Origin of the sequence: Streptococcus dysgalactiae subsp. dysgalactiae (genome assembly GCF_900459225.1) — a bacterium.
Lineage (GTDB): Bacteria > Bacillota > Bacilli > Lactobacillales > Streptococcaceae > Streptococcus > Streptococcus dysgalactiae.
The window spans coordinates 1,943,406-1,965,779 of the sequence record NZ_UHFH01000003.1; the positions used below are offsets into that span (position 1 = coordinate 1,943,406).

Annotated in this window: 21 protein-coding genes; all 21 read right to left on the reverse strand. The window is 39.8% G+C overall.

Annotation, left to right across the window (positions count from 1 at the left end; translation table 11 throughout):
* Positions 1–10 precede the first annotated feature (10 nt).
* Positions 11–898 carry a carbohydrate ABC transporter permease gene (locus DYD17_RS09935; protein WP_115276484.1) on the reverse strand — a complete coding sequence of 296 codons (888 nt, stop codon included), beginning with the start codon at positions 896–898 and terminating at the stop codon, positions 11–13.
* A 102-nt stretch (positions 899–1,000) separates the two neighbouring features.
* Positions 1,001–2,320, reverse strand: coding sequence for an ABC transporter substrate-binding protein (locus tag DYD17_RS09940; RefSeq protein ID WP_115253143.1), 1,320 nt, complete (start codon positions 2,318–2,320; stop codon positions 1,001–1,003).
* A gap of 46 nt (positions 2,321–2,366) precedes the next feature.
* Positions 2,367–3,071: an N-acetylmannosamine-6-phosphate 2-epimerase gene (locus DYD17_RS09945; protein WP_003052885.1), complete on the reverse strand. Its 705-nt coding sequence runs from the start codon at positions 3,069–3,071 to the stop codon at positions 2,367–2,369.
* Positions 3,072–3,401: 330 nt separating this feature from the next.
* Complete coding sequence (gene rpmH, locus DYD17_RS09955; RefSeq protein ID WP_002885866.1) at positions 3,402–3,536, reverse strand: 50S ribosomal protein L34; 135 nt, start codon at positions 3,534–3,536, stop codon at positions 3,402–3,404.
* 313 nt (positions 3,537–3,849) lie between these two features.
* Positions 3,850–4,764, reverse strand: coding sequence for an RNA-binding cell elongation regulator Jag/EloR (gene jag / locus DYD17_RS09960; RefSeq protein ID WP_115276470.1), 915 nt, complete (start codon positions 4,762–4,764; stop codon positions 3,850–3,852).
* Positions 4,765–4,775: 11 nt separating this feature from the next.
* Positions 4,776–5,603 carry a YidC/Oxa1 family membrane protein insertase gene (locus DYD17_RS09965; protein WP_115253145.1) on the reverse strand — a complete coding sequence of 276 codons (828 nt, stop codon included), beginning with the start codon at positions 5,601–5,603 and terminating at the stop codon, positions 4,776–4,778.
* Positions 5,569–5,928, reverse strand: a complete 360-nt coding sequence (rnpA, locus tag DYD17_RS09970) for a ribonuclease P protein component (RefSeq protein WP_003052894.1) — start codon at positions 5,926–5,928, stop codon at positions 5,569–5,571. Before rnpA ends, DYD17_RS09965 begins: the two co-directional genes overlap by 35 nt.
* Before the next feature lie 539 nt (positions 5,929–6,467).
* Positions 6,468–7,208, reverse strand: a complete 741-nt coding sequence (locus DYD17_RS09975) for a response regulator transcription factor (protein ID WP_115253146.1) — start codon at positions 7,206–7,208, stop codon at positions 6,468–6,470.
* Positions 7,209–7,211: 3 nt separating this feature from the next.
* Complete coding sequence (locus DYD17_RS09980; RefSeq protein WP_003052898.1) at positions 7,212–8,495, reverse strand: sensor histidine kinase; 1,284 nt, start codon at positions 8,493–8,495, stop codon at positions 7,212–7,214.
* Positions 8,496–9,839 (reverse strand): sensor histidine kinase, encoded by a 1,344-nt coding sequence (locus DYD17_RS09985; RefSeq protein WP_115253147.1) that lies wholly within the window; start codon positions 9,837–9,839, stop codon positions 8,496–8,498.
* A gap of 612 nt (positions 9,840–10,451) precedes the next feature.
* A complete protein-coding gene (gene gltX, locus DYD17_RS09990) occupies positions 10,452–11,900 on the reverse strand; it encodes a glutamate--tRNA ligase (protein ID WP_003052902.1) in 1,449 nt (482 codons plus the stop codon).
* A gap of 132 nt (positions 11,901–12,032) precedes the next feature.
* On the reverse strand, positions 12,033–13,301 hold the full coding sequence (locus tag DYD17_RS09995) for an MFS transporter (protein ID WP_003052904.1): 1,269 nt from the start codon (positions 13,299–13,301) through the stop codon (positions 12,033–12,035).
* Between the two features lie 94 nt (positions 13,302–13,395).
* Complete coding sequence (locus DYD17_RS10000) at positions 13,396–14,097, reverse strand: hypothetical protein (RefSeq protein WP_003052905.1); 702 nt, start codon at positions 14,095–14,097, stop codon at positions 13,396–13,398.
* A 3-nt stretch (positions 14,098–14,100) separates the two neighbouring features.
* A complete protein-coding gene (locus DYD17_RS10005) occupies positions 14,101–14,547 on the reverse strand; it encodes a LytTR family DNA-binding domain-containing protein (RefSeq protein WP_003052907.1) in 447 nt (148 codons plus the stop codon).
* 285 nt (positions 14,548–14,832) lie between these two features.
* A complete protein-coding gene (locus DYD17_RS10010; protein ID WP_003052909.1) occupies positions 14,833–15,327 on the reverse strand; it encodes a beta-class carbonic anhydrase in 495 nt (164 codons plus the stop codon).
* A gap of 188 nt (positions 15,328–15,515) precedes the next feature.
* On the reverse strand, positions 15,516–16,877 hold the full coding sequence (radA, locus tag DYD17_RS10015) for a DNA repair protein RadA (RefSeq protein WP_037585033.1): 1,362 nt from the start codon (positions 16,875–16,877) through the stop codon (positions 15,516–15,518).
* Between the two features lie 82 nt (positions 16,878–16,959).
* The gene (locus DYD17_RS10020; protein WP_115253148.1) at positions 16,960–17,406 is read right to left on the reverse strand and encodes a dUTP diphosphatase; all 447 of its coding nucleotides are present in this window, start codon (positions 17,404–17,406) and stop codon (positions 16,960–16,962) included.
* Positions 17,407–17,514: 108 nt separating this feature from the next.
* Positions 17,515–18,282 (reverse strand): epoxyqueuosine reductase QueH, encoded by a 768-nt coding sequence (locus tag DYD17_RS10025; RefSeq protein WP_003052915.1) that lies wholly within the window; start codon positions 18,280–18,282, stop codon positions 17,515–17,517.
* Between the two features lie 118 nt (positions 18,283–18,400).
* Complete coding sequence (locus DYD17_RS10030) at positions 18,401–20,185, reverse strand: ABC transporter ATP-binding protein (protein WP_115253149.1); 1,785 nt, start codon at positions 20,183–20,185, stop codon at positions 18,401–18,403.
* On the reverse strand, positions 20,185–21,894 hold the full coding sequence (locus DYD17_RS10035) for an ABC transporter ATP-binding protein (RefSeq protein ID WP_115253150.1): 1,710 nt from the start codon (positions 21,892–21,894) through the stop codon (positions 20,185–20,187). Before DYD17_RS10035 ends, DYD17_RS10030 begins: the two co-directional genes overlap by 1 nt.
* Positions 21,887–22,336, reverse strand: a complete 450-nt coding sequence (locus tag DYD17_RS10040; protein WP_003052921.1) for a MarR family winged helix-turn-helix transcriptional regulator — start codon at positions 22,334–22,336, stop codon at positions 21,887–21,889. Before DYD17_RS10040 ends, DYD17_RS10035 begins: the two co-directional genes overlap by 8 nt.
* Between the last annotated feature and the right edge of the window lie 38 nt (positions 22,337–22,374).

A 22,374-nucleotide genomic window follows, 5' to 3' on the forward strand; every position in this document is an offset into this window, starting at 1 on the left:
TAGTATCCTCCTAATATTCCACATCATTGCCTAAAATTTTAAATTGAGCAAAGCTGATAATTGCAATCATGACTGCCAAGAATACACCCATTGTATTGGCATAGCCGTATTCAGAGAGCTCAAAGGCTTTTTCATACAAATAGTACATGAGGGTACTGGTTGAATAATTTGGCCCTCCAGACGTCAGGAGTTGAATCAAAGCAAAACATTGGAAGGAATTAATTGTTGTTATGACAGCAATATATAAGGTTGTTGGCAGGAGACTTGGCCACTTGATATTCCAAAACACCTGAAATTCTGTGGCGCCGTCTACACGTGCAGCTTCTACCAAAGAGTTATCAATATTTCCCATAGCTGCAATATATAGAATAATAGGCTGCCCAACAGATGTGGTTAACAAAATAACAATAATAGCTAACAAAGCCCAATGCTTATCTCCTAGCCAACTAATATTTTGTTCGATCACATGAGCATATTTTAAAACATAATTCAAAATCCCTGACATCGGATCATAAATCCATTTCCAAACCACCGTTACGGCAACACTTCCGGTAACAACAGGTAGAAAGAAAACTGCCCGATAAAACGAACGTGCCACCACATTTTTGTCATAAGTCTTAGCAGCCACAAAGAGAGAAAAGAAAACCACAACTGGTACTGAACCAATTACGATAATCAACGTATTGATAAGAGATTTCATAAAGATAGGATCTTGAAACATCCTAGCATAATTGGCAAAACCAACAAAGGTAAACTCTGTCATGGAATAATTGAAAAAGCTCGTCACAAAGCCCATAATCATCGGTATCAAGACAAAAATTACAAAGAAAACCAAGACCGGAGCTAAGAAAGCGTATGAGATGAGCGTCTCTCGCATTTTTAATTTATTGACGTTCACTTGAAATACCTCTTTTTTCTGTTCAACTTTTCTAAAAAGAAAAGCTTCTTTCCAGTGACCATTTGACATGTGCATTGAAAAGAAGCCACTTGTTAGGAACACTTATTGTGTTTTTTTGATTGTCTTGTTTGCTTTTTCAGTGAAGGCTTTCAAGGCATCTTCTGGTTTTTCATCGCCATTAGATACGGCTTGAACCATTGGGAACCAAAGGGTTCTCATTTCCGCAAACCCATCAATCGTGTTGTAGTATGGTGAGTAGAAGCTTGTCCATTCAGCAATTTTTTCCATTCGTTTGTCTTTGTAAAGATCCCCGTAAGAAGTTCTCACAGGAAAGGCACCTGTACGGACAACATTTTTAGGTCCCCATTCTTTATCATCAGCGATAAATTGGATAAATTTCTTAGAGGCAGCGACTTTTTGATCATCCTTGTTATTAAAGACCGCAAAACCATTTACCAAATATTCTAACTCAGGCTTGCCATCTTCTGATGGGAATGGGATTTCAAGGTAATCAACTTTACTAGCTTCCAATAATTTAGCTTGGATGCCTGGCTGTGCAGGCGCCCAAAGAATGGTAAAGGAAGTTTGGCCATTCGCAAAGTTTTGAATATCAGCTGAACCGTCGTATTGAGAGCCATTCATCATTAAACCATCTTTAATCCAATTGGAAATCTTGGTCATGGCTTTAATAGAGTTTGCATCATCTGTGGTGTATTTGGTTACTTTATCATCGGTAATATGACTGCTATAAAGGTTAGCAAAGAAGGCGCGCGGTCCTTGGTCACCACCTTGACCATTAGCAAAGAAAGAACCTGGATTATATCCTTTGTCCTTCAATGCTTTCAAGACTTTTTCAAAATCGTCAGTTGTCCAACCTTCTTTCACAAGGTCAAGGACACCAGCATCTTTGAGCATTTTTTTATTCAACGCCATGTAGAATGGAGCAGAGCTGATAGGATACATGTAAGCTGTATCTCCTGCTTTTGAGGCTTGAATCAATTTGTCATTGTTAACATCTTTGGTAAATTCTTCGGTAAACAAGTCATTCAAGTCAGCCAATTTCCCATTTTTACCATATTGAATGATACGGCCTGGAGCATCAAAGAGAACATCAGGAGCTGTGCCAGCTTCAATAGCTGTTGTGATTTTCTCAGGACCAGACGTGAAGTCAATCGTTTCCAGTTTTACTTTGATCTCTGGATTAGCTTTTTCAAAGGCAGCAATTAATTTCTTTTCATAGGTTCCCACACCATCTTCTGATTTTTCTTGTGTAAAAACCGGGAAAGCCCACCATGTGATTTCAGTCTTAGTACTATCAGATTTGCTTGTATTTGCCTCTTTCTGGCCACTTCCGCCACAAGCTGCTAATCCTAAAACAGATGCGCCAAGCATCGCTAATGAAGCTAACTTCTTCATATTCATCGTAAAATCTCCTTTTTGATGTGTTTTCTATTTTTGACAATCATTACTAGCATTTAAGCGCTTTAATAAAACGCTCTGCAATTTCCTTAGGCCTTGTAATGGCCCCTCCAACAACAATACCTGCCGCCCCTAAGTCATTAATTTTTTTGGCTTCTTCTGGGGAATGAATCTTCCCTTCGGCAATGACAGCAACACCTTCTTTACAAAGAGCCTCTATCAATGCTATATCAGGACCTGCTTCCTGACGGCTATACGGGGTGTAGCCTGATAGAGTGGTTCCAACAAAATCAACGCCAGCCTCATAGGCTGTTATGCCTTCATCAAGGGTACTAATATCTGCCATCAAGAGTTGATTGGGGTATTTTTCCTTAACTTTTCGAATAAAACTGGCAATATCTAAGCCATCATGACGGTCACGTTTGGTACAATCCATAGCAATCACTGCAATATTTAAGGCTGCTAATTGGTCCACTTCAGCCATAGTTGCCGTAATAAAAGGCTCTTGCGGCGGGTAATCTTTTTTGATGATACCGATAATTGGTAGGTCTGTTATGGCTTGAATTTCTTTAATATCCCTAATGGAATTGGCTCTGATGCCGACAGCACCAGCTTCTTGAGCAGCTTTTGCCATCAGCGGCATAATGCCTCCAGTCTCTGAATAAAGAGGCTCACCTGGCAAAGCCTGACAAGAAACAATAATCCCACCCTTTAACTGCTCCATGAGCTTTTCTTTGGTTGGTTTATCAGGCATAATGTCTACTCCTTGTGTTTCTTAGTTTTAATAAAGAGAACGTTCACAAATTTATTATAACAAGAAATAAAACGTTTTCAATACTTGTTAGACGTTTAGAAACTACTTTCATTTTTAACCTAAATTTCTCTTTTTTTGAATTTGCTTTCAGATAAGGAGAAACCGTTGGTAAGGCTGCTAGTGATTAGAGACCATCCACTACTTTCTTTTCTAATGAATGGTTGCCAGAAGACCGTTTTATAGCGATTGTTTTCAAAGGCACTTTGACAAACCACAAAAAAACCAAGAGCCTCGAGCACTCTTGGTTTACTTTAGTTGTATTTTTTGCAATTAAGCTGATAATACTTTACGTCCTTTACGACGTCGTGCAGCAAGCACGCGACGTCCGTTTTTAGTTGACATACGGTGACGGAATCCGTGTTTACGTTGACGACGGATTTTACTTGGTTGATAAGTACGTTTCACAGTGAATACCTCCTCATAGATTTTGTATTCGTTTAGCCGGCTATTTGTGATATCAGTTACTAAACATACTATAATATTCTATCTTAAAGAGGGTCTACTGTCAAGATTTATTTTCGTTTTTCAACAGTTTCTCTCTCATTTAAGAGGCCGCTCATTTCATAAAGTGTGTCTTCTTTGACACTGTTCCTTTGCCTTACCGTGGAAACCTTATCAATGGCAACCATAATCAACGAGATCAGTAAAACAAACACTTAAGCTGGTCATACAAAAATCTTCGATAGTTGAACTAACTACCGAAGATTCTTTTTAGGATCTAACGTTGAAGACTGACTACCACATAACGGTTAGGATCATTGCCTTCAGAATAACTTTCAACCCCTTTAATGGTTGAAACGGTTTTATGAACGATTTTACGTTCACTGTTACTCATAGGATCCATGGTGTAGTCCTGACCAGACTCCAAAACACGCTTCGCAATCTTTTGTGTAAAGTCAATCAGGGTTTCTGTTCGATGTTCCACATAATCATGGACATTCAAAGTCACTGAGAAATTTTTTGAATAGCGGTCGTGCAAGAAATTTTGAGCTAACAACTGCAAGGATTTCAAGACCTTACCATGGTAACCAATCACACGCCCCGCCTCTGGTGTTTCGATTTGCAAATTGATTTGGCGACGGTTGTTACTTGTTTCAACAGTGGCTTCGATATCCATTTCATAGATGATTTTAGTCACATAATCGGACACTTCCTGAGCAGCTTTTTCAATATCTTTACTTAAACCATTGTCACCAGCATCTTGGATCACTGCTGATTCTTCGACTGAGCTTGAGGGTTGTTCTACTTCCGTTTCAGTGACTGTATCAGCAAGATTTGCAGGGGGTTGCGCTGGACTTTCTTCAGGCATGAGAGGAACCACTTTAGTATCTTCTGCTTCTAACTCTTGAGTGGCTTTCATTTCTTCAAGTTCTACACCAACAGGATTAACTACGGGAGCATTTTGACGATTAATATCCTCTGGAACACCTCGAGTGGCTTTTTTATCAGCCTTATAAACCGTCTTGTCGCTAATACCTTCAATATCAACTTGGGCTGGCTTTTTACCGAACCCGAGGAAACCTTTTTTCTCTTTTGAAATAACTTTGATATGCGCTTTAAGACGTGATAACCCTAACTCTTGAAGTCCTGTTTCGATAGCCTCTTCGACTGTTTTTCCTGTAAATAATACCATAACCTAAACTCCTATTTTCTCTTCATTGCTTTTTTACGAGCACGACGTTCACGAAGACGGCGTTCTTTTTCTTCATTGGCAAGACGTTGTCTTTCCGCAATAATCTTAAAAGGATTGTTTAATAACAGTAGTTGTACCACTTGGAAGGCATTGGATACCGTCCAGTAGAGCACGACCCCACTGGCCAAGGTGAAACCCATGAAAAAGATCATTAGCGGCATCACATAAATCATAATAGTCATCATGATGTTTTTTTCTCTAGCCGCGAGGTTGGTTAACCACGTTGATAAGAACGTAAAGAGAGCCGCTAAAACTGGCAAGATATACAAATGGTCATGCTGTGCCAATTCCACCCACAAGAAGGTACCTGTTTTCAAGAAAGGTACCCGTGTCAATGCTTGGAATAGGGCTATCATGACTGGCATTTGAATCAAGAGCGGCATGAGGCTAGCATAAGGGTTGACCCCATATTTTTTGTAAAGAGCTTGACTTTCTTCAGCTAACTTCATCCGCGTTTCTGTATCTTTCCCAGCGTACTTCTTTTGCAATTCTCTAAGTTCAGGCTGGATGTCTTGCATCTTCTGACTTGATCTAATTTGCATGTTGAACAAAGGCATGAGCAAGAGACGAATGATGAGGGTAAAAAGAATAATCCCAACCCCAATAGACCCATCAAAGGAGAGCCATTGAATCGCTCTGGCAAAAAGATAGACCAACTGGTCCCAGCCACTGGTCGACTGGGCGGTTACTTCGCCACGGCCACAAGCCGCTAATAATAGAACTAAAGGTGCTAAACCTGCAATTTTAATATTTTTCTTCACTCTCAAAACCTTCCTCAAGCAATTGCGCTAACTTTAAAACATGATGTAAATTTTGTTGAAGCTCGTGGTAATCCAAAGTTTCTACTCCCTTGCGGGCAATTACCACAAAATCTTCTGATTTGAGCTGATTTCCTAGGGCCATAAGAACATGACGAATCTTCCGTTTCACAGCATTTCGTGTGACGGCATTTCCTAATTTTTTACCAGCTGAAATCCCTACTCGGAAGTGTTTTTGATCTTTTGCTAAATGATAAATGACAAATTTTCGATTTGCCGTGCTTTTGCCAACCTTAAAAATGGCTTGGAAATCTTTCTCACGCTTGACACGATAGGTCTTCTTCAAAACTTAACTCCATAATCTAAATTACTACCATTATACCACATCCCCTAAAAAATTAAAAAGCCCTAACCCTTTCAGATTAAGCCTCTTTCTGTACTATTTCTAGTTTTTGTGCTTCAACTGCCTCTTGTCACTCTATCTTTAGCCTAGTTCTCCTTCTGACAAAGGAATAAACTTCAGAAAACCACTATAAAAAGTCAGAGTCCACAAGACGTCAGCTACTTGTCTCTGTATTTAGCTATCAAAAAACCCGGCAAGCCGGGCTTTGACACTGATTTTACAATCAGTTAATGTGATATCCAAACAAAGACAACTGAAATAATCATATCATCTATTAGGCTGTCATATCAAAAATACTATTTGTTTATGGAGAGAGAGAGAAAACAATATTTTGATTGAATTGGGGATTGATCGCCTAATAGACCGATGATTTCGTAGATCTTTATTTACATTAGCTATTATAGCGAAAAATAGCCTGATAAGGTAACCATTTCCTGAAATGTTGGTTTTTTATCCTAAAATGTCAGTTATTAGGATTATTTTTAATGTAAGGCCTCCCATTTTTCAAAAAGGCATTTCATTTTTAAGCGTGAGACCATGCAGGAATCTCCATTATCAAAATAGAGGAGCTGTTTGGATTTATCAATACGCACAACCTTATCTAGATTAACCAAGTAAGATCTATGACATAAGAAAAGTTTTGGAGCCACGGCTTGTATCTCAGATAAATTGCCATAAAACTCCAATCTCTCCGTCTGAGTCCACAAACACACCTTATGGGGTGTCGTAGCAGTGGCAAAATAAAGGATATCTTTGTAAGGTAATTTCAATCTTGTCTGAGGGGTCTCAAATAAAAACATATCTTCTGATTCACGGCTAGACATCATCTCATAGGTATAGCGGATACATTCTTCAATCTGATCCCTAAATTGTTCTTTATCAACTGCTTTGTCAATAAAATCTAAGGCAGACACTTTGTATTTAAAAGAAATAGGAGCAAATTCAGAATGTGTGGTAACAAACACAATGACTGCATTGGGGTCTTTTTGTCGAATATCTGCTGCCAATTCAAGTCCTCGACGAGCCTCATCACCAATCTCAATATCTAAAAAATATAACTGATGGTCGCCTCTTTCTTGAATGCTTTCAAATAATTTATGAGGATTGGCAAACACTTCTAGCTGATTACAAGGTAATTTAGCCTCTTCCAAAATGTCTGCCACTACAGATTCAATACGTGTCTGTTGAATAAAATCATCTTCAAGAATAAAAATATTCATCATAGCTTATCTCATTTCTAACAATTGCCTCAAGCGGTAGTGATCACTTTTACTTGAAAGCGTAATTTGGGGATGACCATCTAATATTGTGAAAAAGCGTGGAAGACTCTTTTGACGGTCATGAAAAAGACTTACCATATCCACACGATTCGTTTTTGTACTATTTTCAATAATAAAGAATTGTTTCCCATCCTGTTTAAAATAGGCAATCGATAAAAAGGGCCTTCGGCTACCTTTTGCTGTCTCAATAGCGTTGTCCACTAGTCCAGTAAACAGTACAATAAGGTCTAGGAGTTTTATCGGTAAATCATCTATCACATCAGGAATTTCAATATAAAGATCAATGCCATAATGCTGCGCTTCAAGCAGTTTAGAATTCATGACACTGCGCACTACTGCTTCTTTGATATTGTCTAACGACGACATTTCATAGCCCGGCCGTCTCAGAGAGGTAGCTGATTGCTGAACAACGGTCTCATAAACTTGAGTAATACTTTCGATATCGCCACTATCGATACTATCTTTGAGACTGATTAAGATATTTTCCGAATCATGTTTAACTGTTCTGATATCACGGTAAAGTTGTTCAATCGACTGATTATAATTCTCTAAGTAAGCAATACGCTCATTCTGGGCTTGGGCTAACTTTTGTGATAACTGGTCCTTGGCAAAACGGTCTAACTTCACAATAATCCATATGAGAATAGCCAAATAGATAAAAATCAAAATAGAGCGGTAACGGAAATATAATCCTAAAAACTCACTCTGGACCTTCACCAAAAAATGCACAAAGAAATAGTAGGAAAACATGGTGGCATTCATCCAAAAAACCCACTTTTTCATTTTATCTTCGCTGATAAACCTTAGCAGGCTAAGATCAATGCTAAAAATATAGCTGAAGAGGTAAAACATGGGAAGAATCAGCAAATAACACAGTTCTAGAAGCCTAAGGTCACTATTGATTTGACGAATGCTGAACCCTAGCACAGCAGGCAAAAAGAAGAAACCAATCACCCGAAAAAGCAATTCAACAATCATAATGGCAAAGAAGCCATTGAAAATGTGTTCAGATAATTTCTTCTGAGGGGCAAATAATAAACTGACAATGATAAAGAAAAGTTGATCAATCAAGATGACATTATCAAAAAGGACATTTGCCTCAATAAAGATAGCCCCTGTCACACATAAGGGTTTCCACTTAAGCTTAATCCCTGAAGATTTTGAAAAAATAATCCAACTATCTATGAAGATGGTGGTATAGAAGAAAAACATACTGTGTATAAAAATCATCTAGTTGCCCTCCACCTTTGGAATTGTCAACGTTTGACTAAATTGATGACTGGAACTCTGAGTTCGCAAGCCAAGTTGAGGGTATTTTTGAATAATCCGTTGAGCATTAGCGAGACCAATCCCACGGCCTGATCCTTTAGAAGAGTAACCCTCTTCAAAAACTTTGGTAATGTTGACTTTTTCCTTGGTGCTATTAGTGACCGCAAACACCTGCTGATCATCCAATAGAAAGTAAGCAATGGACATCCGAGAAACTTTAGCCTCTAAAGCTGCTTCGATGGCATTATCACAAAAGATAGACATCAACAGCAACAAATCTAACTCTGGGAGGTAGGTTGCTTCAATCTTATCAGGGACCTCCACATTAAGGGCAATACCAGATTTTTCGGCACTGATAATCTTCGCTGACAGTAGACTTTTAATGGATGATATCCCGATTTTTCCTAACTTGGAAATATTATAGTGTTTGTCATCCCAGTAGTCGTTAGCGTCATGGACGGTCGAAGCGTACACCTCTTGGATATGGCTCACTGATCGTGTTTGAATGGCTTTGCCTAAGCTTTCTAAACAGTTCAAATAATCACTCTGAAAAATCCTAACATCCCGATAGAGTTTTTCCAGATGTTTGCCATAAGTTTCCAGATTGGCTACATAAGCCTGTTGCTCTTTTTTCAACTCGTTTTTGAGATACTCCTTGGATTTGTGATTAAAATAAGACAGTAGATAGACCAAAAGAAGCATGAATATTAAGAAGAGCAATTTATAGGAAGTTGGCATGACCATAGAATGCTTAAAATGTAAAAAAGGATCAGTAAATCCTAAAATCATAAAAATATCAATATAGTAAGCCACAATGAAGATTAATAAAATTTTATAGAAGTTACGAGATCTGACTGAGTGGTCCGTTTGGAAAATAATTTTATAATCTTTCCCCACAAGGTAATTAATGACGGCAAAACTTGGGAATATCATGGCATACGCTAAAAAATCTACCACAATATGACTAAAGTAAAGGTCATTAGATAGAAAAATGTAAGGAATAATGATCATCACAATGAAGCGAGATAATAAATCAATAAAGACACCGGGCGCAAAAGCGAGGAAAAGCGACTTTAGAGAAAACACTTGGTGATTTGCCTGCCTCAAGATTATTAAAAATAAAAGAGGGTCAATCAATAAAGGTGAGAGGTATGGAAATTGATTAAAAAACAAAGCTATCGCCAAGACAAATAATTGTTTCCAAGCTGGTAATGTAATATCAGATAAGAAGGAAAAAATTGAGATTTCGGTCAAGTAATAGATGATAATAGATACAAATAAAAAAATATAATCGCTACTGGCCATTTTTCCTCCTTTCTAACTTTATTATTTTAGCATATTTTCAAACGTTGGCTATAATACTATTTGATTACAATTCTTTAATCAAACTCACCTAAAAAACGTCAAAAAAATATTGTACACTAATTAAGCTCTAAAAACCATCTCCTGATGTCAAAACTGAGCATCTTTTTTCAAAAAACTAGCTTACGACCAGCCTGACAACCCAAATTTTCTGGTTAGAAGGTAATAAACACTATATTGGAAACAGACACAAAAAACTGAGAAGTTTCCTCCTCAGTCCCAGGTTGTAGACAATGTACCTCTAAGAGAATTGTTTACAATATCATCCAAAAATAGTATCACTGTCTGCCTTCTATTAGTCATAGGCGAGCGAGGTGAGCCCAAATCCAATACTTGACGCCGTAACAAAAACGCCAGAAACGTCATGTTTCTGGCGTTCGGAGATTTTGAGACCTAGGCTCAACATCTAGATATGAAATCCCGTAGGGAGTTGCTACCGTCCGTGCTAGCTAAGTAAAGTAGCATAAAAATAATAACTTTGACGAAATCAGACTTTCTCCTCAGTCCTTCCATGTCTTAGGCCTTGTTAGAATAGACAAAACTTATGACAGGTTTTTAAAGCATCTTGTTAATATGTTCGATAGATTTGTCACGACCTAGCAAATAGATTGTATTTGGTAATTCAGGGCCATGCATTTCACCAGAAACAGCAATACGGATTGGCATAAAGAGGTTTTTCCCCTTGATTCCTGTTTCTTTTTGAACAGCCTTAATTTGTGGGAAAATGTTTTCTGGTTTGAAGTCTTCATCTGACATAGCTTCCAATTTTTCCTTGAAAGCTTTCAAAACCGTCGGAACAGTTTCACCTGCCATTACTTCTTTTTCAGCTTCTGTCAATTCTGGGAAGTCTGAGAAGAAAAGATCGGTCAGTGAAATAATCTCATCTGCAGATTTTAACTGTGGTTTGTATAATTCTACTAGCTTCTCAGCTTTTTCAGTCAAACGGCCTGCTTCTTCAAGGAAAGGTTTGCAGAGGGCATAAACTGTTTCAAAATCCGCATTTTTTAAGTACTCATTGCTCATCCAATCCATTTTCTTCTGGTCAAAGGCTGCTGGCGACTTGCTGAGACGATTTTCATCAAAAAGGTCAATTAACTGCTCACGAGAGAAGATTTCCTCTTCTCCGCCAGGATTCCACCCCAAAAATGCAATAAAGTTAAAGACAGCTTCAGGCATATAGCCTTTTTTGCGGTAATCTTCGATAAATTGGAGAGTATTGGTGTCGCGTTTAGATAATTTTTTCCCTGTGTCAGAATTGATGATAAGGGTCATGTGACCAAAGGCTGGCGCTTCCCAACCTAGGGCTTCATACACCATCAATTGTTTTGGCGTATTGGCTATATGGTCATCCCCACGGATAACATGTGAAATTTGCATGTCGTGGTCATCTACAACAACCGCAAAGTTGTAAGTTGGGTAACCATCTTTTTTCTGAATAACCCAGTCACCACCAATATTGCCACCTTCAAACTCAATATCCCCTTTAACCATGTCCGTCCATTTGTAAATACCAGCTTCGTTAACAGCTAAACGAACGGTTGGAATAATTCCAGCAGCTTCACGCTCAGCAATATAAGCTGCTTTTTGCTCTTCTGTCATGCCAAGAAATTCATTGATGTAGCGTGGTGTCTCACCTGCTGCTTCTTGGCGCTCACGCTCGGCTGCCAATTCGTCTTCTGTCACGTAAGACTTATAGGCCTTGCCTTCTGCCAATAATTGATCAATGTATTTTTGGTAGAGATCTAGACGTTCTGACTGGCGGTATTGCTCATGGGTTTCTGGGCTTTCATCCCAGTCCATACCAAGCCATTTTAAGTTTTCTAATTGCGAACGCTCTCCGTCTTCCACATGACGTTTACGGTCGGTATCTTCAATACGAATGATAAAGGTGCCGCCATGATGACGCGCATAAAGGTAGTTAAAGAGCGCTGTACGCGCATTCCCGATGTGTAGTAATCCCGTTGGACTTGGTGCGTAACGCACACGAATTGGTTTTATTGACATGTGAGTCTCCTGTAACATTTTCAAAATTCAATCGTTTTTATTATAGCACTAATTAGACAAAAAAGGGAGGGGATTTCTCTCTTTCAAATCACAGCTGTTCTCTCTACCGAGAATCCGTCAGGAATTATCTTGTTAGATCACATCTTGAGAAGAACTAACAGGTGCTAGCTGGCGGTTCTTATACACATAAGCAATGAGTAAAACACTCAACCCCATAAATAGCATGCTAATCCAGTCTAAAGGAACTAACACCACCAGCCCTGATACCAAAAGACGTGATAGGACAGCGCCAAACTGAACATAGGTTCCAATTCCAGACCCAATCATGGCAAGCCTTTCTTCGGGTAAGGTATTCATGATAACAGCATTTAATTTAGGATTAATCATCCCAGAAATAATGGTTGTTAAGACAAGGCTACAGTAAAGACCATAAATAAAGTGAAGAAGGAGACTAATAAAAATAAAAGGAGTCATGAGGGTAATCAATTTAACCAAGAAAAGCAGACGTGTCTCTCTAAACACTGTCATGGCTAAAAAGCCACCTAAAATTGTTCCTGCAATACTAAAGGTTGATAAAAGCGCTAATGTGGTAACAGGATTAATGACCAGCATCGATTTGTCCTGACTAATGAGGGCTGCGACAAGCAGTGAAATAACTGTAAACAAAGCATTGAGAAAAGGGGCCACTACTAAACATTTACTAATATCAGGATATTTGATGCATTCTTTAGCCGCAATTATCATATTGCACCATAAATCTTTGATAAAACGTGTTTCGTTCTTCTGATCTACTAGGATTGGGCGTTCCTTAACCAAAGCGTCTAAGGATGGTGCTAAGAACACCATGAAGCAAGCACAGATTCCAAAGGTAGCCGCATTCACAAATGCTAAACTTCTAAAACTAAACACAGTAACCAAAACAGCGCCAAGAGTCTGGAAACCAATTGAAAAAAGAGACCGTGCTGTCTGGCGAAAAGCGAAACTATCTGCACGGTCCTCATTGGACACAATACGAAGACTTAGAGGGGTGTAAAGCCCATCCTCGTATTGTCCTGCCAGATCAGATAAGACATTGATGAAAGCCACCACAACGACAACCCAGAGGCTTGGTTGAAAACCAATAATAATACCGACAATCAAATAGAGTCCTACTCGAAAAAGTAAGGTCTGGATGATCGTTTTAACCTTATGAACAGTTTTATCCGCCCAATACCCCATGATAAAACCTGTCAAGTAGGGCAATGCCTCCGAAAGACCAACAATCGAAATGCCAAGCTTGGCATCAGGGAGCTGCAAGACATAAGCCATTAAGGCTAAATAGTACATTACATCTCCAAAACTGGAAAGCATATCATTGGCGAATACAGCCATAAAGAGCTTATTAGTCAGTAGTTTTTTCATGAGGTCTCCTTTGTTTAATTTACAGAATTTTTAGATGAATTAGCTGCTAAGAAAAGAGCAGAAAACTGGTCGTCTATTCTACTCTATGAATGGCCTAAAGGTAATGAATTTCAATACCTGAAAAGACCAAATCGGCAACGATAACCAAGACTTTTTCCGTTTCTGGTGCTGTAGGAGCTTGATTAACCGAGCTGAAAACATGATCTCCCACAACCTCTACTCGCCAATGACACGGAAGATAAATGGTTACGTACGAAAAGACGGCATCAACAGTGTAAGTAGCCTGTTCTCCTTCTATTTCAGCACCATCAAAGTAGACCGTTGCACTTCCCAACAAAACATCTACAGAATCATTTGAAAAATGATTGTCATTAATGTAACGGCTAAAACCGCCAAAAACCTTGCTCATGCCTTTATTAAGATGTTTAACCATCTTATCATTTTCAAAGGATGTCTGGTTATTATAATATGAAAAGATGGAGTTGCCATAACGAGAAGGGTTAGTGCCTTTGAAAATCAATGTCAACCCTAAACCAACTAGAATTGTCACCAGCATCAATAACCAGCTGGTGATATTAACCCAATGGAATATATCGTTTAACTGGGCAAAACTACAAATAGCCAATACTGTTCCTAAAATAAAATGATGTTTAGCAAGCTGGCTAATGGCTCCAAAGGTCAAAAAGGCAACCCATATAACAGTCCAAATAGGTAACTGGGCGAGTCCCAACTGTTCTTTGAAAAGCAAGAACCCTGCTAATAAAATCAATCCAATTCCTAATAATGTGCGTTTCATATGTTACCTCATTTCCCTAAGCTTCTCTTTCAATAATTGATAATAGTGGCGTGACACATGGACCTGTTTATGGGTCTCGTAAAAACAAATACGGCTTGTCCCTGAGAAAGATTTTTCCAAGGCATAAATGCAGCTTGTATTGACAATAGTCGCCTTAGCCACACGACAGAAAGTCGTCGGAAGATAAGCCTCTAATTCATATAACTTGAGTTTGACTTCATAAGCATTGTCTTTTGTATGGCCAAAAATTTTAGACCCATCTGTCTCAAATAAGAGAATATCGGAAAGAGCTAAAAAATATTCATTGTTGTCCTTGTAAAAAATCAGGGGCTGGCGCTCCAGTTGGAGAAGCGCCTGCTGAAGTTGAAGAACCTGCTCTGTGACCTGTGCTGCTTTAATGTTGACTTCAATATTCTCACAGGACGCATCTAATTCAATCACAATCTTCATTGGGCACCTCCCTTCCCTGTCCTAAGAAACATTTAATCTAGTCATCACCTTTGTTACTCTATTATAACAAGCTTTGACCTGAATACAAGAGCATTTAGGTAAGTGGTCTATTTTTCAACCTAATTGGTTAAAACCAATCCCTAAAACAACACAGACACTTACTACTGCTGAGCTATGGTATTTCTTAAACCCCTTGTCAATCAAAAAAGCCCCAGAAGGGCTTATCTATTAGGTATGACTAACGGAAGGTAAAAAAGACACTACACTTTAGAAAGCCAAGCTTATTTACACCACAGGTGTCATGCGTCCAGTGTCCACATCATAGACAGCTCCATTGATTACCACATCATCAGGAATCAAAGGAGACTGACGCAAAATAGCCATATCTTCTCTGACACTTGCCTCCACGTTTGTAAAAGGCAGAAAATCTCTATCGCCTACCTCAACGCCTAAGCTATCTCGAAGCTGCCTCGCAAAACCTTCATTAGTAAAGGTTTGCGCCCCACAGTCTGTATGATGCAAAACTACAATTTCGCGCGTTCCCATTTGCTGCTGAGAAATAACCAGCGACCGAATCATATCCTCTGTCACACGCCCACCCGCATTCCGTAAAATATGGGCATCTCCAAGGGCGAGGCCCAATGCTTGTGCCACGTGCAACCGCGAATCCATACAAGTCACTATGGCCACTCGCGTTTTAGGTTTTAGAGGTAAATGTGCTGTGCCGTGCAAAGCTACATAAGCTTCGTTAGCTGATAAAAAATGGTCAAAATAAGACATGCCTAAACTCCTTTTGAAAAATAGTAGAGCTATCTTAGATAGTAGTCTGTCTATCTTAACATCTTTTAGTAGAAATAGCTGGATTAACCTCTTATACGGTCGATATCGTTCGGAAAGTTAAAAAAAACAAATGATTTGGATACTTTCTTGACAAGGTTCCTCCTCACTTGCTCTTGCTTTCTAATTTTCTAGCCAAAAACGGCCTTTAAAACCTGACCGACTGTTGTTACACCCACCACTTCAATATCATTAGGAATACTGATGCCCTGCAGAGCATTTTTAGGGGCGTAAATTTTAGTAAAACCAAGCTTGGCTGCTTCATTAATCCGTTGTTCGATACGGGTCACCCGCCGAATCTCACCAGTCAATCCAACCTCTCCTAAGAAAGCTTCTTGAGGGTTGGTTGGTTTTTCCTTATAACTAGATGCGATGGCCACGGCTACAGCTAAATCAATGGCAGGTTCGTCTAGTTTGACACCACCAGCCGACTTGAGGTAAGCATCTTGATTTTGCAAGAGAAGCCCACAGCGTTTTTCTAAAACTGCCATGATTAGGCTCACACGATTGAAATCAAGTCCCGTAGTGGTTCGTCTAGCATTGCCAAAAACGGTTGGGGTGACCAAAGATTGGACTTCCGCTAAAATTGAACGACTGCCTTCCATGGTCACCACAATGGCGGATCCTGTAGCACCATCTAATCGCTCTTCAAGAAAGACCTGACTTGGATTTAAGACCTCAACAAGTCCAGCTGATTGCATTTCAAAAATACCGATCTCGTTGGTAGAGCCAAAACGGTTTTTCACCGCCCGCAGGATGCGAAAGGTGTGATGCCTTTCTCCTTCAAAATAGAGAACGGTATCCACCATGTGTTCTAACATACGGGGACCAGCCAAGGTTCCTTCCTTGGTAACATGTCCCACAATAAAGGTTGCAATGTTGTTAGTCTTTGCAAGTTGCATCAATTCGGCAGTGACTTCTCTCACCTGACTAACAGATCCTTGAACACCTGTAATATCAGGACTCATGATGGTTTGGATAGAATCAATAATCAAAAAATCTGGATTCAGGTTTTCAATCTCTGTACGAATGGCCTGCATATTGGTTTCAGCATAGAGGTAAAATTCATTGTCAATATCCCCCAGACGCTCACTCCGCAGTTTAATCTGCTCTGCTGATTCTTCTCCAGAAACATACAGAACAGTTCCCTTATTAGCTAGCTGCGTGGATACTTGCAGGAGTAAGGTGGACTTCCCAATACCTGGATCGCCACCAATTAAAATCAAGCTCCCCGGAACGACACCACCACCGAGGACACGGTTAAACTCTGCCATATCGGTCTGTGTCCGATGATAGTTGATATTGTCCACATCTTTTAATTTAACGGGCTTACTTTTCTCACCTGTCAAACTAACACGAGCATTTTTAATCTCTTTGACCTCAACTTCTTCCACAAAGGAAGACCAGGCCGAGCAGTTTGGGCAACGCCCTAAATATTTGGGTGACTGATATCCACATTCTTGACAAATGAAGGTTGCTTTTTTCTTTGCTATGGTACTCTCCCCCTTGATAAAATCAACAAGCTAGTCCTGTTGCATTAAGTAACAGGACCCTATTGGCTATAACACAACTTTCTTATTTTCCGGTAGAACCAAAACCACCTGTTCGTTCACCGCTGGCTTGATCACCATCAGCAATCAAGAAAGGCATGAAAACACCTTGAATAATGCGCTCACCAACTGCCAGTGTAACCGGTTGGTCCGTAATGTTTTGCATCTGCGCAAAAATATGCCCTTCATTAGCATCATTTCCATAGTAATCCCCATCGATAACTCCAACGGAATTAATTAAAATCAACCCTTTTTTCCGAGGATTTGACGAACGGTCATAGAGGTAAAGTACTTCGCCATCTTGCATATAGGCTTTAACGCCTGTTGGCACCAACTTAATCTCTCCTGGTGCAATGGTTACGGCCTCAGCAACAGACAAGTCATAACCAGCCGCATGCGCTGTCTCACGTTTTGGTAATAGGTCCTTATTGGTAAATCCTGATATAAGCTCAAACCCACGAATCTTAGTCATCTTTTTCATATCCTTTCAAGTCAATCATATCCTCTTATTATAGAATATTCGCAAAAGAATAGCAAAAAAGCGGTCGACTTTAAGCTGACCGCTCTTTAAAGCATATTATCACATCTCTTCCCCCCGATAACTAAAGCGGATGTGGGGGAAATCATTATCCAAATCCTTGTCTGCCATAAAAGCTTTGGCATCTTTTTTCACTTGAATCAAGTCAATGCCCTGCATTTTGGCAGCGTAGACACAGCCACAATAGCATTGGCGGTAAATATCATACTCCTCACACATTTCAACGGATCTGCGATAACCGTTGTTTTTCTTGAAATCACTTGGCAGATATTTGGTGGTGTAAACCTTTTGCACATCGATACCCACATCATTAATGATTTGCGAATTTTTATGAGGACTGATGGTTAGGGCACTGGCAAAGTAGTCAAAACCAAGTTCCACTGCTTTTTGAGCGGTCTTGTCTAATCGGTAATCAAAACAGACACGGCAACGATCCCCACCTTCTGGTTCCTCTTCTAAGCCTCGCACTTGTCGAACGTACTCATTGGGGACATAGTCCGCTTCGAGAAACTGAACAGTATTGCCTGTTTTAGCGTTGAACTCAGAGACAAACTGTTGTGTCACATAAGCTCTACGATGGTATTCGTCCTTAGGGTGAATGTTAGAATTGGCAAAGTAAACCGTAATGTCAGCAAACTGCGTCAGGTATTCTAGAGTGTAAGTGGAGCAAGGGGCACAGCAGACGTGCATTAAAATACTGGGACGCACGGATTCTTTCGCCCAAGCCTTGGTCATCTGCTGCATGACCCTGTCATAATTTATCTTTTGATTGGGATTCATGTTAGCGAGAATCTCTTGTAAATCAATCATTGTTGCTACTTTCTAGTTGTTTTTTCTCTTGCTTGCTATTATACCACACCAATCAAAAAAGCTTGACTGCTTTATTGATAAGCAAAAAAACTCCGCTAAGAAGCGGAGCTGATATCATCTATTCAAAGACAAATTGATTGTGATACAATTCAGCATAAAAGCCTTTTTGATGCAATAATTCCTGATGGTTTCCTTGCTCAATGATCTTACCATCCTTGAGAACAATAATTTGATCTGCATTTAAAATGGTTTTGAGGCGGTGAGCAATGACAAAGCTGGTTCGACCTGCTACGATAGCTTCCATGGCCCGTTGAATTTTACTTTCGGTAACCGTATCAACATTTGAAGTGGCTTCATCCAAAATCAACACTTCAGGATCAGTAAGCAGGGTTCTGGCAATAGAAATTAACTGCTTTTGACCTGTTGAAAAGACGTTGTCATCATCTGAGACATAGGTATTGTACCCTTCTGGTAAGGACATGATAAAGTCATGAATATGGGTTGCACGCGCAGCAGTTTCAACCATGTCTTGACTAATGGTCTGATCGCCAAAACGAATATTATCGGCAATGGTTCCTGAAAAAAGAACAGACTCTTGCAACACAATCCCAACCTTCTGACGGAGACTATCCAAATCGTAGTCACGAATATCACGACCATCAAAGGTAATCGAACCTGCATCCACATCGTAGAAACGGTTAATCAAGTTCATAATGGTGGTCTTTCCAGAACCTGTCGGTCCAACCACGGCAATCATTTTGCCCTTGGGTGCCACAATAGACACATCTGATAAGACTTTTTGCCCAGGAAGGTAACCAAAATCAACGTGATTGATGGCCACTGCTTCTTTTAAGCTGGTAAATGCTGGTGCATTTTGTGGACGAACTTCTTCGGTCTCATCAAACATTTCTTGAATACGGTGAGCACCGGTAAAGGCCAACTGTAATTCTCCCCAACTAGATGCAATTTGCATCATGGGTTGATAATATTGTTGCGAATACTGAACAAAAGTCACCACCAAACCTAGAGCTGCGGCAGCTTGTATGGATTTGTCGTTGAGGACAATTGCTGAACCAGCAAAAATCACGATAGCTGTGTTAACCAGGCTCATCCCATTCATGACTGGGAACAACAGCCCTGAGAACAGACGCCCTTTGAAGGTTGCCTGCCGAACCTTCTCATTGTGTTCCAAAAAACCTGCAACCGTTTCTTCTTGAACACCCTGTACAATAATCGCTTTTTGGCCAGAAATTTTTTCGTCCATGTAAGCATTTAAGGCACTAACCTCTTGCTGTTGAATATTGGTGTATTTTCTTGCCAAACGAATGATAATGACTAGGAAAATAAGAGCAACTGGGGTTGAAGCCATGGCTAGCAAAGCCAAGCGGCTATCTTGCCTAAACATCATCCAGACCAAGCCGATGTAAAGGGCAATATTAGTTACTACTTGAACCAAAGATTGGTTCAGCGAGTTTTGAATATTATCCAAATCGCTTGTGAAACGAGAAAGAATATCCCCATCTTTATGACGGTCAAAAAAGGCAACCGTCAATCGTTCTAATTTGCCAAATAAACCCTTGCGCATGCGGTTGGTTGAATGGGCTACAATACGCGTAAACAAGAAACTGTAAATCAAGTTAGCTAAAACGGTAAAGATATAAGCCATTAGTAACTTGAACATCACAGCATTAAAAGCAGATAAATCAGTACTAAAATGCGTCTGTCCACTCATCTTAGCAACATAATAAGCTTGTCCTATTTTCCCCAATTCGGTCAAGGAATCGCCTAAAAAGACAGGCGCCTTAACCTGCAAGTAAGTTGCCAGAATAATAGCAGCAGCAATCACTACAAATGATATCCGGTAACGTTTAAAATAAAACCAGAAAAAACGCGCTGTCTTCATTAGTCTTCCTCCTTCCCTTTTTGGGTCTCATAAATTTCACGATAAATCGCATTATTAGCAACCAACTCAGCATGAGTTCCTTCGCCAATCAGTTGGCCCTGATCGAGAACTAAAATCTTATCAGCCTTTACCACTGACGAAATCTTTTGGGCAATGATCACTGTGGTGGTCTCTTTCAACTCTTTATTCAAGGCTTCTTGAACTAATCTTTCTGACTTGGCATCCAGAGCCGATGTTGAGTCATCCAAAACAAGAATCTTAGGTTGGTTAATGACGCCACGCGCAATTGACATCCGTTGTTTTTGACCACCGGAGAAGTTATTGCCTCGTTCTTCCACTTGGCTTTCATAGCGGTCATCCATACGATCGATAAATTCCTTGGCTTGAGCAATACGTGCAGCTCGTTCCATGGCATGATCATCTGCAGTTGCTGATCCTTGACGAAGATTATCTGCAATGGTTCCCGAAAAGAGAATAGCCTTTTGCAACACGATAGAAACCGTTTGACGAAGAGTCGATTGACTCAAGGATTTAATCGGTTTGCCTCCCAGTAAGATTTGACCTTCTTGCGGATCAAACAAGCGCGGAATAAGCTGTGCCAGTGTAGACTTCCCAGCACCAGTAGCACCGACAACACCAACCATTTGACCAGGTTCAATCTTAAAGGAAATATGACGTAAGGTCGGCTCATCATCATTAGGATAAGTAAAGCTGACATCCTCAAAGACAATGCTACCTGAAACCTCTTCTTCTTGCTCAGTGCCAAAGGTCATGGCTGGCTCAGTATTGAGAATCTCTTTGAGACGACCAATAGAGACAAAGGCGCGACTAGCTTGCATGCCCATAAAGCCGACCATGATAATTGAAAACATGATTTGCATCATATAAGTCATAAAAGAAGCAATATTCCCAATAACAGTAGGATCTGTTTCAACCATGCCTGAAACCATATAGATGGACACATACACTGCCAAATAAGATACCAACATCAAAGCAGGTTGCATCAACGAAAAACCATAACCGATAAAGAGATTCAAATCTAATAGTTCATTGGACGTTTCTTTAAATTTGGCATATTGTTCCCGTTCTTGCACAAAGGATTTAACCACACGCACGCCACGAAGGTTTTCCTTAGCAATTCGATTAATCTTGTCCATCAACTTTTGGAATTTCCCAAAACGTGGGCCCATCTGACTCATGACCAAAACCATGATAAGACCAATCAAAATAACCATCAGCACAATCACCCACCATAAGTCAGGTAGGGTCTGCACCGCCATAATAAAAGCTCCAATAAAGAGAATCGGCAGACGGAAAAGCACTTGAAACAGCATCATTACCAAATTTTGGATTTGGTTAATATCATTGGTCATCCGAACCACGAGGTTCCCAGCATTAAATGCCTCCACATTAGCATATGAAAAACTCTGAATTTTTCGAAAAGTCTTTTCTCGAATATCCGCTGAGACCCCTTGAGCAATCTTAGCAGCTAAAATAGTATTAACTGCCCCGGAAATCAATCCCATCAGCGCAATAATAAGCAACAATATCCCCACATTGTAAATCTTACCTTGGTTATTTTGAATAACAGCACTCAGCACATCTTTTAAATAATGAGGCTGCAGCAAACTGCTCGCTACCACCCCAATAATCATGATGAGCGAGCCCAATGTGTACCATTTGTAACGCAAAATCGCTTCTTTAAGCATCGTTCTCTCCTTTGTAAGTTAGCATATTTTGCTTAAGCTGCTGAATCACCTTTTTAACCGTCAGCAACTCCTCTCTCGTGATTTCTTTAAAGAAATAATGTTCAATATCCTTACGACATTCTTGCAACAAAGGCAGTTTCTCCCGTCCTGCCTTAGCCAAAATGACTTGCTTGTAGCGCTTATCTACTTGGGAAGGAAGAACCTTAATAAAACCATTTTTGACCATGCGTTTAACAAGATTACTGGTAACTGATTTTGAAATTTGGAGTTCTTTTTCAATGTCCTTCACAAAAATTTCTTGATCTTGATGCTTGGATAGAAAAACCAAAACGTGTCCCTGGGGTCCTGCTAAATGTTCAAGGTTATATTTCTTTGCAATTTCATCGCTAATTTGTTCAACCTGATGTGTCAACTCACGCAAATCCGCAATTACTCGTGACATCTGTTACCTCCTTAATAGTTTTCATGATAAGTATTTTA

Coding starts and splice junctions, on each gene's coding strand:
- DYD17_RS10010 (WP_003052909.1), bottom strand. CDS start 15,327: ATGTCTTATTTTGACCATTTTTTATCAGCTAACGAAGCTTATGTAGCT.
- DYD17_RS10005 (WP_003052907.1), bottom strand. CDS start 14,547: ATGAAGATTGTGATTGAATTAGATGCGTCCTGTGAGAATATTGAAGTC.
- DYD17_RS09940 (WP_115253143.1), bottom strand. CDS start 2,320: ATGAATATGAAGAAGTTAGCTTCATTAGCGATGCTTGGCGCATCTGTT.
- DYD17_RS09985 (WP_115253147.1), bottom strand. CDS start 9,839: ATGGCCAGTAGCGATTATATTTTTTTATTTGTATCTATTATCATCTAT.
- DYD17_RS10035 (WP_115253150.1), bottom strand. CDS start 21,894: ATGCTTAAAGAAGCGATTTTGCGTTACAAATGGTACACATTGGGCTCG.
- DYD17_RS10025 (WP_003052915.1), bottom strand. CDS start 18,282: ATGATTGATTTACAAGAGATTCTCGCTAACATGAATCCCAATCAAAAG.
- gltX (WP_003052902.1), bottom strand. CDS start 11,900: ATGTCAATAAAACCAATTCGTGTGCGTTACGCACCAAGTCCAACGGGA.
- DYD17_RS09980 (WP_003052898.1), bottom strand. CDS start 8,495: ATGATTTTTATACACAGTATGTTTTTCTTCTATACCACCATCTTCATA.
- DYD17_RS10040 (WP_003052921.1), bottom strand. CDS start 22,336: ATGTCACGAGTAATTGCGGATTTGCGTGAGTTGACACATCAGGTTGAA.
- DYD17_RS10030 (WP_115253149.1), bottom strand. CDS start 20,185: ATGAAGACAGCGCGTTTTTTCTGGTTTTATTTTAAACGTTACCGGATA.
- DYD17_RS10000 (WP_003052905.1), bottom strand. CDS start 14,097: ATGAAACGCACATTATTAGGAATTGGATTGATTTTATTAGCAGGGTTC.
- DYD17_RS09995 (WP_003052904.1), bottom strand. CDS start 13,301: ATGAAAAAACTACTGACTAATAAGCTCTTTATGGCTGTATTCGCCAAT.
- DYD17_RS09975 (WP_115253146.1), bottom strand. CDS start 7,208: ATGATGAATATTTTTATTCTTGAAGATGATTTTATTCAACAGACACGT.
- DYD17_RS10020 (WP_115253148.1), bottom strand. CDS start 17,406: ATGACTAAGATTCGTGGGTTTGAGCTTATATCAGGATTTACCAATAAG.
- jag (WP_115276470.1), bottom strand. CDS start 4,764: ATGGTATTATTTACAGGAAAAACAGTCGAAGAGGCTATCGAAACAGGA.
- DYD17_RS09945 (WP_003052885.1), bottom strand. CDS start 3,071: ATGCCTGATAAACCAACCAAAGAAAAGCTCATGGAGCAGTTAAAGGGT.